At 59.1% G+C, this 12,205-nt stretch carries 8 protein-coding genes and 1 pseudogene; 6 read left to right on the top strand and 3 right to left on the bottom strand.

Annotated elements, in window-relative coordinates:
- Positions 1-36 precede the first annotated feature (36 nt).
- From CAG47_RS18855 to CAG47_RS18845, 3 genes are all read right to left on the bottom strand, one after another.
- Positions 37-1,764 carry an ABC transporter ATP-binding protein/permease gene (locus CAG47_RS18855; protein WP_085726352.1) on the bottom strand — a complete coding sequence of 576 codons (1,728 nt, stop codon included), beginning with the start codon at positions 1,762-1,764 and terminating at the stop codon, positions 37-39.
- A gap of 97 nt (positions 1,765-1,861) precedes the next feature.
- The gene (locus CAG47_RS18850; protein ID WP_007981466.1) at positions 1,862-2,422 is read right to left on the bottom strand and encodes a response regulator transcription factor; all 561 of its coding nucleotides are present in this window, start codon (positions 2,420-2,422) and stop codon (positions 1,862-1,864) included.
- Positions 2,415-3,677: an ATP-binding protein gene (locus CAG47_RS18845; protein WP_085726351.1), complete on the bottom strand. Its 1,263-nt coding sequence runs from the start codon at positions 3,675-3,677 to the stop codon at positions 2,415-2,417. The genes CAG47_RS18850 and CAG47_RS18845 overlap by 8 nt, the downstream gene beginning before the upstream one ends.
- Before the next feature lie 344 nt (positions 3,678-4,021).
- On the opposite strand from CAG47_RS18845, the gene CAG47_RS18840 reads away from it, so the two are divergent.
- The 6 genes and pseudogenes from CAG47_RS18840 to CAG47_RS28220 all read left to right on the top strand — a co-directional run.
- On the top strand, positions 4,022-4,738 hold the full coding sequence (locus tag CAG47_RS18840; protein ID WP_085726350.1) for an SIMPL domain-containing protein: 717 nt from the start codon (positions 4,022-4,024) through the stop codon (positions 4,736-4,738).
- A gap of 449 nt (positions 4,739-5,187) precedes the next feature.
- On the top strand, positions 5,188-6,813 hold the full coding sequence (locus tag CAG47_RS18835; RefSeq protein WP_085726349.1) for an ABC transporter substrate-binding protein: 1,626 nt from the start codon (positions 5,188-5,190) through the stop codon (positions 6,811-6,813).
- A 304-nt stretch (positions 6,814-7,117) separates the two neighbouring features.
- Positions 7,118-8,719 (top strand): ABC transporter substrate-binding protein, encoded by a 1,602-nt coding sequence (locus CAG47_RS18830; RefSeq protein ID WP_085726348.1) that lies wholly within the window; start codon positions 7,118-7,120, stop codon positions 8,717-8,719.
- A gap of 174 nt (positions 8,720-8,893) precedes the next feature.
- The gene (locus tag CAG47_RS18825) at positions 8,894-10,327 is read left to right on the top strand and encodes an OprD family porin (protein WP_085726347.1); all 1,434 of its coding nucleotides are present in this window, start codon (positions 8,894-8,896) and stop codon (positions 10,325-10,327) included.
- Positions 10,328-10,406: 79 nt separating this feature from the next.
- The gene (locus CAG47_RS18820; protein ID WP_085726346.1) at positions 10,407-12,002 is read left to right on the top strand and encodes an ABC transporter substrate-binding protein; all 1,596 of its coding nucleotides are present in this window, start codon (positions 10,407-10,409) and stop codon (positions 12,000-12,002) included.
- A 73-nt stretch (positions 12,003-12,075) separates the two neighbouring features.
- Positions 12,076-12,205: pseudogene (locus CAG47_RS28220) on the top strand (peptide ABC transporter permease); the annotation flags it as partial.

Raw genomic sequence — 12,205 nt, 5'->3', positions numbered from 1 at the left:
TCGCGAGCATGCTCGCTCCTACAGGGTCTTCGTTGTTCAAGCGGTCACGGCCTGGTCCACCAGGTGGCCATTTTCGATACGGATGTGCCGTGGATGGAAGCGCTTCAGGCTGCTGCGATGGCCGACGCTGACAATGCTCAAGCCCGGCAACTCATCGATCAGCGCCTGATACAGCGACGCTTCATCCTCCTCGTCCATCGCCGAAGTCGCTTCGTCCATGTACAACCATTGCGGCGCATAAAGCAGTGCACGGGCAAAGGCCAGGCGCTGCTGCTCACCCGGCGACAACATGCGCTGCCAGTGGTTGGCCTCGTCGAGACGGGCGATCAGGTGCGGCAGGCGACAGGTTTCCAGCACCTGCACATAGCGTTCGTTCGGATAGGTATCGCCAGGTTGTGGATAACTGAGGACATCGCGCAGGGTGCCAATCGGCAAGTAGGGTTTTTGCGGCAGGAACAGGTAGCGCGCCGCTGGCAGGCGGATACTGCCGTGGCCGGCCGGCCACAGATGCCCCATCGCCCGCAGCAGGGTCGACTTGCCGCTGCCGGAACGACCGCTGAGCATCACACGCTCGCCCTCCTCCACGGTCATGTCGGCGTTGCTCAGCAGGTGACGACCTCCAGCCAGGTCGAGACCGAGATTGTGCACTTCAAGCGCGGAGCCCGAGTTTTGTACGTCGATGGCCGGCGCACGCTCTTCGTTGTCAGCCATGGCCTGGTGGAAGCTCAGCAGACGATCGCAGGTGGCGCGCCAGGAGGCGAGGCTCTGGTACGCACTGATAAACCAGCTGAAGCTTTCCTGCACATTGCCGAACGCCGAGCTGATTTGCATCAGTTCGCCGAGCTCGATCTTGCCGGAAAGGTAGCGCGGCGAAGCAACGATGAACGGGAAGATAATGGCAGCCTGGCTGTAACCGGCGGTGAAGAACGTCAGGCGCTTGGACACCTTCATGATCTCCCAGAAGTTATGCCAGACCATCCCGAAGCGATTGCTCAACCGGCGATTTTCGTTCGTTTCGCCGTTGTACAACGCGATGCTTTCGGCATTCTCGCGAATTCGCACCATGGAGAAACGCAGGTCGGCTTCGAAGCGTTGTTGTTGGTTGTTCAGACCGATCAGGCGACGACCGATCAAGTGCGTCAACCAACTGCCCACCACCGCGTAAACCAGTACGCACCAGAACATGTAGCCGGGAATGGTGATGCCGAATACCTCGATACTGCCCGACACGCCCCACAGAATGATCGAGAACGACACCAGGCTGACGATATTGCGCAGCAACCCGATACCCAGTTCAAGCGTATTGGAGGTGAAGTTGTTGAGGTCTTCGGAAATCCGCTGGTCCGGGTTATCGGTGTAACCGCCCTGTTCCAGCTGGTAGTAATTCTTGTCGGCGAGCCAGCGCGCAAAGTGCTTTTCCGTCAGCCATGCCCGCCAGCGGATCGTCAGCATCTGGGTCAGGTAGAGCCGGTACACCGCGCCGACAATCGCCACCGCCGCAATCGCGCAGAAGTACAGGATCAGTTGCCAGAACGCCGCTTCGTCCTTCTTTTGCAGGGCGTTGTAGAAGTCCTTGTACCAGGTGTTGAACCACACCGAGATCCCCACGCTGATCAACGACAGCGCAATCACCGCGATCAGCAGCGTCCAGGCCTTGACCCTCTCCTCACTGCGCCAGTAAGGCGTGATCATCGCCCACACTTTGCGAAAAAACTGCCCGCGCACGGCGTCGTTGACCGCGGAATACTCAGCGTTCTGATTCATGGATAAGGCTCGATAGAGAAAAGTGCACACACGAACCGATCATAGATGATCGGTTCGGTTTGTCGCGAGAAACGGCCCGCATTCGTTCAGCGCAGGTTCAGCGGCGAACGGGGCGCTTCTGCAGTTTGCGCTGCAGGGTGCGGCGGTGCATGCCCAGGGCACGGGCAGTGGCAGAGATATTGCCTTCGTGCTCGGTCAGCACGCGCTGGATATGCTCCCACTGCAGGCGGTCCACGGACATCGGGTTTTCCGGTACCAGGCTGTCGAGGTCGGCGTGTTCGGACAGCAACGCCGCCAGCACGTCGTCCGCATCCGCCGGTTTGCACAGGTAATTGCAGGCACCGCGCTTGATCGCCTCGACGGCAGTGGCAATGCTCGAATAGCCGGTGAGGATCACCACGCGCATTTCCGGGTCCATTTCCAGCAACTTGGGCAACAGCACCAGGCCGGAATCACCGTCCATCTTCAAGTCCAGCGCGGCGTAATCCGGCAGATCGGCCTTGGCCAGCTCCAGGCCTTCCTCGGCGGAACTCGCGGTGCTGACGCGAAAACCCCGGCGGGCCATGGCGCGGGCCATGACGCGGGTAAATGTGGCGTCGTCATCGACCAGCAACAAATGCGGCAGTTCTTCGCCTTCGACTTGGATCTCTTCACTCATGTTCGTCTCCTCGGGCGACACGGGGCAGGCGCAGCTCGGTGAGCGTTCCACCTTCCTCATGACTGTAGAGTTTCACTGAGCCGCCGGCGCGTGTCACGCTGGCCTTGCTCAAAAACAGGCCCAGGCCGAAACCTTTGCCCTTGGTGGTAAAAAACGGCTTGCCGATTTGCTCGGCGATGGCCAGCGGCACACCAGCGCCGTGGTCACGAATGCTGATGATGAGGTTTTCCCAATCCCAGTCCAGCGTCACTTGCAGCCCTTCCGGGCAGGCATCGGCGGCGTTGTTCAGCAGATTCAGCAACGCCTGGGTCAGATCGGGCGGCGGCGCCATGCGAGGGACCGGGCCCTGGCCAAGGCGCTGGAAGCGATAACTGGCTTCCGGGCGCATCAGGTGCCAGCGATTGAGCGCTTCATCGAGCCAATCGGTGACGTCCTGCATCTCCACCGCCAGCCGGCGATTGGCCTCGGCGGCACGCACCAGTTGCTGCAAGGTCTCTTTGCACAGCTTGACCTGATCCTGCAGCACGCTCAGGTCGTCCTGCAACATCGGGTCATGGTGATCCTGACGCATTTCGTTGAGCAGCACACTCATGGTCGCCAGCGGCGTGCCCAGCTCATGGGCTGCACCAGCGGCCTGGGTGGCGACGGCCAGCAGTTGCTGATCGCGCAGACCCTCTTCGCGGCGAATGGCGCGCAATTCTTCCTGGCGGCGCAGCTCCTCGGCCATGCGCGCGGCGAAGAAGGTGATCACGGCGGCGGCGAGGGCAAAGCTCAACCACATCCCGTACACCTGCAGGTTTTCCCGAGCGATGGGGAAGGTTTGCAGCGGGTAGAACTGCGCCAGCAACAGCGTGTACATCGTCAGCGCGATACCCGACAGGATCACCGAATAACGCCATGGCAACGTCACCGCGGCAATGGTCAGCGGCACCAGGTAATAGGAGACGAAGGGGTTGGTCGAGCCGCCGGAGAAAAACAGCAATGCGCTGTGGATAAACAGGTCGCAAGCCAGTTGCACAGCGTATTCGAGCTCAGTCACCGGCCACGAGGTGCGCAGGCGAATCGCCGTGAACACGCACAACAGCATTGAACATGCGAGCGTCGCGGCCAGCTGAAACCAGGGCAGCGGCAACAATTCGAGCCAGTAGGCCAGGCCCACGGAACCGGCCTGGGCGGCCAGCACCAACGTGCGGATAAACGTCAGGCGCCAGAGGTTCTGGCGAGTAGCGGAAGTGATTTGTACGGGGGCGAGCATGAGCTCTCCTGATGAGCGCTCCAGGCGGATCGCTGGGAGTATAACCAAGCACGGGGGCTGACAGGCAAAAGTGCGGCAAACGGCCACAGCCTGTGGCGAGGGGGCTTGCCCCCGTTGGACTGCGAAGCAGTCCCAAAACCTGCCACCGCATTTTTCTCGGTCAGACCACGTGAGGCAATCGCGACTGCTTCGCAGCCGAACGGGGGCAAGCCCCCTCGCCACAGGGCCACTTTTGCACAATCTGTATAGAAGTTGTAACTGTGCGAACCGGAACATCAAAGCTAGAGTCTGATGGTTTCACGCAGGACCGGATCATACCCCTGCGCACCTTTCAAGGAGCCTTCATGCACACTTTCCGCCGCAGCGCCGTTCTTCTCGCCCTGGGCCTTGGCACCGTCGCCAGCCTCCCGACCCTGGCCGCCGACGAGCTTCATTACAACCAGATATCCCTGCGCGCCGAAGTCAGTCAGGAAGTAGCCCGCGACCTGATGATCGTGACGCTCTATACCGAAGAACAGAACAGCGACCCGGCCAAACTCGCCGCCGACGTCAGCACCACCATGAACAAGGCGCTGGCCCAGGCCAAGCAAGTCAAGGACATCACCCTGCGTCAGGGCAGTCGCAACAGCTATCCGATCTATGACACCAAGGGCCAGAAAATCACCGGCTGGCGCGAGCGCGCCGAGTTGCGCCTGGAAAGCTCGAACTTTGCCGCGTTGTCGAAGCTGACCGGCGAACTGCTCACCGACCTGAAAATGGGCGGCATGGACTTCGCCATCGCCACCCCGACCCGCAAGGCCAGCGAAGACGCCCTGCTCAAGGACGCTGTGACCGCCTTCAAGGCCCGCGCCCAGCTTGCCACCGATGCCCTCGGCGGCAAGAGCTACAAAATCGTCAACCTGAACCTCAACAGCAACGGTTATCCACAGCCTTACCTGCGCGCCCCCATGATGATGAAAGCCGCCGCCATGGACGCCGCGCCGGTGACGCCGGATGTCGAGGCCGGCACCAGCCAGGTGAGCATGACCGCCGATGGCTCGATTGAAGTGCTGATGCCTTGAGTCGATAGGCGCTGAACAGAAAACGGCGATCATTCACATGATCGCCGTTTTTTTTGGGCAGTTTTCCGGCATGAGCTATAACTGGATAGGTCCACCCGAGAAAAGCCGTCGATTGGCCACTATCGGTGCAACAATAACCACTCTTATTCACGCCATACCCACCCCACGATCCGGGGTATGAATAAGTAACACCCCCGCCCCACGCGGGAGCAACCCGATTCAGGAGCGCACTGTAAAAGTGCGCCTTTTGCACCGTAAAAACGCCGCGCAAACGGTCAAATGCGTCAGGACTTACACAAATGCGACATTAAGGTACGTTCGTGCCACCGTTTAAGGCTTGTAGTCACTCTGGATCTTGCATTGGGTATGGCCCCTGCATAAGTATCCGCAGGCACGACTCACGAGGTCGTCCTCTAATTCCAAAAATGACAACAAATCATGAGGCCACCATGCTTAAACAAGCGGTCATTCCGTTTTTAGTTGGCGCAAGCTTGCTAGCCAGCGCACCGTTCGCCCAAGCAGCGACTAACCTGGTGTTCTGCTCCGAAGGGAGCCCGGCCGGTTTCGATCCAGGTCAATACACCACCGGAACCGACTTCGACGCCTCAGCAGAAACCATGTTCAACCGCCTCACCCAGTTCGAGCGCGGCGGCACCGCCGTCATTCCTGGCCTGGCGACCAGCTGGGACGTCTCCGAAGACGGCCTGACCTACACCTTCCACCTGCGCGACGGCGTCAAGTTCCACACCACCCCGTACTTCAAGCCGACTCGTGAGTTCAACGCCGACGACGTGCTGTTCACCTTCAATCGCATGATTAACAAGGATGACCCGTTCCGCAAAGCGTACCCGACCGAATTCCCGTACTTCACCGACATGGGGATGGACACCAACATCACCAAGATCGATAAAGTCGACGACAAGACCGTCAAGTTCACCCTCAAAGACGTTGATGCCGCGTTCATCCAGAACATGGCCATGAGCTTCGCCTCGATCCAGTCCGCCGAGTACGCTGCCCAGTTGCTCAAGGAAGGCAAGGCCGCCGACATCAACCAGAAGCCGGTCGGTACTGGCCCGTTCGTGTTCAAGAGCTACCAGAAAGACTCCAACATCCGCTACACCGGGAACAAGGACTACTGGAAGCCTGACGACGTGAAGGTCGACAACCTGATCTTCGCCATCACCACCGACCCGTCGGTACGTATCCAGAAGCTGAAGAAAAACGAGTGCCAGATCACTCTGTTCCCTCGTCCGGCCGACCTGAAGGCGCTGCGTGAAGACAAGGCCCTGAAGCTGCCAGACCAGGCGGGTTTCAACCTGGGTTACATCGCCTACAACGTGATGCCCAAGGTCAAGGGTCAAACCGATGCGAACCCGTTGGCCGACCTGAAAGTGCGCCAGGCACTGGACATGGCGGTCAACAAGCAGCAGATCATCGATTCGGTGTACCAGGGCGCCGGCCAAATGGCGGTCAACGCCATGCCACCGACCCAATGGTCCTACGACACCACCATCAAGGATGCGCCGTACAACCCTGAGAAAGCCAAGGAGCTGCTCAAGGAAGCCGGCGTGAAGGAAGGCACCGAAATCGTTCTGTGGGCGATGCCGGTACAGCGTCCTTACAACCCGAACGCCAAGCTGATGGCAGAAATGCTGCAGTCCGACTGGGCCAAGATCGGCCTCAAGGTCAAGATCCAGAGCTACGAGTGGGGCGAGTACATCAAGCGCTCCAAGGGTGGCGAGAACCAGGCGATGCTGATTGGCTGGAGTGGTGACAATGGTGACCCCGACAACTGGCTGAACGTGCTGTTCGGCTGCGACTCGCTGGAAGGCAACAACTTCTCCAAGTGGTGCTACAAGCCGTTTGACGACATCGTCAAGCAAGCCAAGCGCACCTCGGATCAGGCCAAGCGCACCGAACTGTACAAGCAGGCGCAACACATCCTCAAAGATCAGACTCCAATGACACCTATCGCTCACTCGACGGTGTTCCAACCCATGCGCGCCGAAGTGCAGGACTTCAAGATCAGCCCATTTGGCTTGAACTCCTTCTACGGCGTCAGCGTCAGCAAGTAAGACATTGCAACGGCGACGTTTCTGACGTCGCCGTTGCTTTATCTACCGAGCAAGCAGGAATTTGCCTACATCCAAATCCGCAGCTGACCACAGCATCGGGTAAGGACGCGTTGCCATTTCCTACGAGTCATTAGGACTCTACGCATTTACTGCCGGACCCGAGGCTCATACCGTCGGGATCCGACCAGTGCATGCGTGGGTCATCGGTTACTGCTGCGTGCATGGCTTGAAATCAGTGATGCCTCTACGTCCACGGAACGGGACGACGGCTCATTGACAACACTTTCAGAAAAAAGGGAGCGTTATGCGCCATACCTTGGTTTTATCCGCATTGCTGGGCACCGGCCTGTTGGCCGCCACTTCCATCAGCCAGGCCGCCAACAACAGCCTGGTGTTCTGCTCCGAAGGCAGTCCCGCCGGTTTCGACACGGCGCAGTACACCACTGCGACCGACAACGACGCCGCCGAGCCGCTGTACAACCGGTTGGCAGAATTCGAGAAAGGCGCGACCAACGTCGTACCGGGCCTGGCCACGAGCTGGGAAATTTCCGAGGACGGCCTCAAATACACCTTTCACCTGCGCGAAGGGGTGAAGTTTCACACCACCAAGTACTTCACGCCGACCCGCGACTTCAATGCCGATGACGTGCTGTTCACGTTCAATCGCATGCTCGATCCACAACACCCCTTCCGTAAGGCTTATCCGACAGAGTTTCCGTATTTCAACGGCATGAGCCTGAACAAGAACATCGCCAAGGTCGAAAAGACCGGGCCGTTGACCGTGGAATTTACGCTCAACAGCGTGGACGCCGCGTTCATCCAGAACATCGCCATGAGCTTCGCCGCCATCCTTTCGGCCGAGTACGCCGACAAGCTGCTGGCCGAAGGCAAACCGAGCGACATCAACCAGAAGCCGGTCGGCACCGGGCCGTTCGTGTTCAAGAGCTATCAGAAAGACTCGAACATCCGTTACACCGGTAACAAGCATTACTGGGACCCGAGCCGGGTAAAGCTCGACAACCTGATTTTCGCCATCAACACCGATGCGTCGGTGCGAGTACAGAAACTCAAGGCCGGCGAATGCCAGGTCACCCTGCACCCGCGCCCTGCCGATGTGCCCGCGCTGAAGAACGACCCGGCCCTGCAACTGATCGAGAAGCCTGGCTTCAACCTCGGCTACATCGCCTACAACGTGCGCCACAAACCCTTCGATCAGCTCGAAGTACGTCAGGCGCTGGACATGGCGGTGAACAAGCAGGGCATTCTCAATGCCGTTTACCAGGGCGCAGGGCAACTGGCGGTCAACGCCATGCCGCCGACCCAATGGTCCTACGACGACACGATCAAGGACGCCGCCTACAACCCGGAAAAGGCCAGGGAATTGCTCAAGGCCGCCGGCGTCAAGGAAGGCACTGAAATCACCCTCTGGGCCATGCCGGTCCAGCGTCCGTACAACCCCAATGCCAAATTGATGGCCGAGATGCTCCAGGCTGACTGGGCGAAGATCGGCCTCAAGGTCAAGATCGTCAGCTATGAGTGGGGCGAGTACATCAAGCGCACCAAGAATGGCGAGCACGACATCAGCCTGATCGGTTGGACCGGTGACAACGGTGATCCGGACAACTGGCTGGGCACGCTCTACAGTTGCGACGCCATTGGCGGTAACAACTACTCGATGTGGTGTGATCCGGCTTACGACAAGTTGATCAAGCAGGCCAAGGTCGTCACCGACCGGGACCAGCGCACCCAGCTCTACAAACAGGCGCAACAGTTGCTCAAGCAGCAAGTGCCGATCACGCCAGTCGCCCACTCAACGGTCAACCAGCCGCTGAGCGCCAAAATCGAAGGGTTCAAGGTGAGCCCGTTCGGCCGCAATGTTTTCTCGGGTGTCAGCATAGAAAAGTAACCGACCAGCCAGAAATGCCGGGGGACGGATTTTCCGTCCTCACGCAGACGCTTTGCCGTCTTTTGCCGATTTGGCTGACAGCAAACGTTTGCCTTGCCGTGAATGAGTTCTAAACCAATAGCCGGATCACCCAAAAAGACCGGTATAAAAAAAAGAAAGTAAGGAGCTTTACCCATGAAACTGAGCAACACCGCGTTATTGGCCCTGGCCATCAGCAGCGTAACCGCCTCGGCTTACGCAGAAACCCAAAGCCAGGCTTTCACCCCGGTTACCGTGAACGAGAAAAACGCCCAGAGCGAAGCCACCGGCTTTGTCGAAGGTCAGTCGATCACCGGCACCACGCGTAACTGGTACGCCAACGAGCAACTGAAACGCGGTGCCAAGTTCAAGTACAACGACCACGGCACCCTGGCCGATACCGATCGCCGTATCAACTGGGTCCAGGGCACTATCATCAAGTACAACTCGGGCTTCACCGAGGGAACCGTCGGTTTCAGCACTGAAGTGGCGGCTTACAACGCTGTCGCCCTGGAACGCGATCGCGAAAACCTGGCCTCCGGCAACGGTGGCGCACCAGGATCCCGGCCTAGCGCAGGCAACAACCGTACCCTGACCAAAGAAGGCGGCGACGCTCAAGGCCAATGGAGCAAACTGGGCCTGGCCAACGTCAAGGCCCGTGTCTCCAACACCACCCTGACTGCCGGCCGCATGAACTTCAGCAGCCCGATGGTCGATGTGATCGGTAACCGTGCCCTGCCTTCGAGCTTCCAGGGTGTGGCCGTCCACAGCGAAGAGCTGAACAACCTGGCCTTCGACCTGGCCACCTTCGATCGCAACTCGCCGCGTACCGAAGAAAGCCTGCGCAAATTCCGCACCGAATACGCCAACGGCATCGTCGAGACCGACCACGTCTACACCGGCGGCCTGACCTACACCCCATTTGCCAGCCTGACCACCAGCCTCTGGGCGACCCAGGCTGAAGACATCTGGAACCAGTACTACTTTGGCGCTTCCCACGTTCTGGGCGATAGCCAGGTACTGAGCCTGACCACCGGCCTGAACTATTACAAAACCCAGGAAACCGGCAAGGCCCTGATCGGAGACATCGACAACGACACCTATTCCCTGTCGTTCGGCCTGACTCATCAGGCCCACACCCTGACCTTCTCGTACCAGGAAGTGAACGGCAACGAGTACTTCGACTACCTGCACGAAACCAACGGCATCTACCTGGCCAACTCCCTGCTCTCGGACTTCAACGGCCCGAACGAAAAATCGTTCCAGGTCGCCTACGGCCTGAACATGGCCGAATACGGCGTGCCGGGCCTGAAGTTCAACATCTACCAGGCGCGCGGCTGGGGCATCGACGGTACTCACTACACCGGCAACGGCGACGTGGCAGGCAAGGGTTACGACGGCATCCAGTCCCAGGATGGCGAACACCACTATGAATACGGCATCGGCGCGACCTACGCCGTGCAGAGCGGCCCGCTCAAGGCCACCACGATCCGCGGTACCTACACGGCGCACCGCGCCAGCGAAAACCAGGCTGACGGCAGCATCAACGAGTTCCGTCTTGTGACCACGATTCCGTTCAACATCCTGTAATGCCACTGCCGAACGGCCGGTTCCGCGATGAATCGGCCGTTCGGCTTTTGTCCTTTAACTGATTGCAGAGGGTTTCTTGATGAAAATGCTTCCCCTACGTGCGGCCATCGCGGCTGCGTTGCTCAGTGTCGCTGTCGGTGTCTCGGCCAAGCCCCTGGTGGTTTGCACCGAAGCCAGCCCCGAAGGCTTCGACATGGTCCAGTACACGACTGCAGTCACCGCCGATGCCGTGGCCGAAACCATCTTCAATCGCCTGGCAGACTTCAAACCGGGTACCACCGAGGTGATTCCGGCACTGGCCGACTCCTGGGACATCAGCGAAGACGGCCTGAGCTACACGTTCCATCTGCGTAAAGGCGTCAAGTTCCACACCACCGATTACTTCAAGCCGACCCGCGACATGAATGCCGATGACGTGGTCTGGAGCTTCCAGCGCCAGCTGGACCCGAATCATCCATGGCACAAACTGTCGAGCGTGGGTTTCCCGTATTTTGAAAGCATGGGCTTCAAGGAACTGCTGAAAAGCGTAGAGAAAGTCGACGACAACACGGTCAAGTTCACCCTGACCCGTCGCGAAGCACCGTTTTTGGCCGACATCGCCATGGCCTTCTCCTCGATCTACTCCGCCGAGTACGCCGACCAGTTGCTCAAGGCCAACAAAACCGGCGACCTGAACAACAAGCCTATCGGCACCGGCCCGTTCGTCTTCCAGCGTTACAACAAGGACGCTCAGGTTCGCTTCAAGGCCAATCCGGATTACTTCCGTGGCAAGCCGCCTGCCGACTCCCTGATCCTGGCCATCGCGACCGACAACAACGTGCGCCTGCAGAAGGTCAAGGCCAATGAGTGCCAGATCGCACTGTATCCAAAGCCGGATGACATCCCGAGCATCAAGAAAGACCCGAATCTGAAGGTCGACGAACTGAACGCGATGACCGTTTCCTACATCGCCATGAACACCACGCACAAGTACATGAGTGACGTGCGAGTGCGCAAAGCCATCGACATCGCCTTCGACAAGGAGGCGTACGTCAATGCGTTGTTCGGCAAGGGCAATGCAACGGTCGGGGTCAACCCGTACCCTGACACCTTGCTGGGCTACAACCACACCCTGAAGAACCCGGCCCATGACCTGGACAAGGCTCGCGCCCTGCTCAAGGAAGCCGGTGTTCCGGAAGGCACCACCTTCACCCTGTTCACCCGAAACGGTGGCGGTCCGACCAACCCGAACCCGATGCTCGGCGCGCAGATGATGCAAGCCGACCTGGCCAAGGTCGGCATCAAGATCGACATCCGCGTGATGGAATGGGGTGAAATGCTCAAACGCGCCAAAAACGGCGAGCACGACATGGTTTCCGCCGGATGGGCGGGCGACAACGGCGACCCGGATAACTTCCTGACGCCTATGCTCAGTTGTGAGGCGGCCAAGAACGGAGAAAACTACGCCCGCTGGTGCAATGACAAGTTCCAGGCGCTGATCGACCAGGCTCGGGAAAAAACCGATCCGGTCGAGCGTGCAGCGCTCTACGAGCAGGCCCAGGTTATTTTTAACCAGGACCAGCCATGGATCAGCATGGCACACACTAGAATGTTTACCGCTATGCGCAACAACGTAGAGGGCTACCACATTAGCCCCCTCACCACGAATAACTTCGCCACCACCCAGGTGAAGTAGATAAGAAAACTCCCGGCATGCCTGACCCTGGCATGCCGGGCACGCCTAACCGGCTGATGAGGTACACCTTACGATGTTTAGTTTTATTGCCCGCCGACTGGGGTTGTTGATCCCCACGTTCTTCGGCATCACCCTGCTGACATTCGCGTTGATTCGCATGATCCCCGGCGACCCCGTGGAAGTCATGATGGGCGAACGCCGAG

It is taken from the genome of Pseudomonas sp. R37(2017) (assembly GCF_002113375.1).
GTDB lineage: Bacteria > Pseudomonadota > Gammaproteobacteria > Pseudomonadales > Pseudomonadaceae > Aquipseudomonas.
Note: the sequence above shows the minus strand (reverse complement) of the source record. Positions and strands in the feature narration are given on the sequence as shown.

Coding starts and splice junctions, on each gene's coding strand:
- CAG47_RS18855 (WP_085726352.1), bottom strand. CDS start 1,764: ATGAATCAGAACGCTGAGTATTCCGCGGTCAACGACGCCGTGCGCGGG.
- CAG47_RS18850 (WP_007981466.1), bottom strand. CDS start 2,422: ATGAGTGAAGAGATCCAAGTCGAAGGCGAAGAACTGCCGCATTTGTTG.
- CAG47_RS18845 (WP_085726351.1), bottom strand. CDS start 3,677: ATGCTCGCCCCCGTACAAATCACTTCCGCTACTCGCCAGAACCTCTGG.
- CAG47_RS18840 (WP_085726350.1), top strand. CDS start 4,022: ATGCACACTTTCCGCCGCAGCGCCGTTCTTCTCGCCCTGGGCCTTGGC.
- CAG47_RS18835 (WP_085726349.1), top strand. CDS start 5,188: ATGCTTAAACAAGCGGTCATTCCGTTTTTAGTTGGCGCAAGCTTGCTA.
- CAG47_RS18830 (WP_085726348.1), top strand. CDS start 7,118: ATGCGCCATACCTTGGTTTTATCCGCATTGCTGGGCACCGGCCTGTTG.
- CAG47_RS18825 (WP_085726347.1), top strand. CDS start 8,894: ATGAAACTGAGCAACACCGCGTTATTGGCCCTGGCCATCAGCAGCGTA.
- CAG47_RS18820 (WP_085726346.1), top strand. CDS start 10,407: ATGAAAATGCTTCCCCTACGTGCGGCCATCGCGGCTGCGTTGCTCAGT.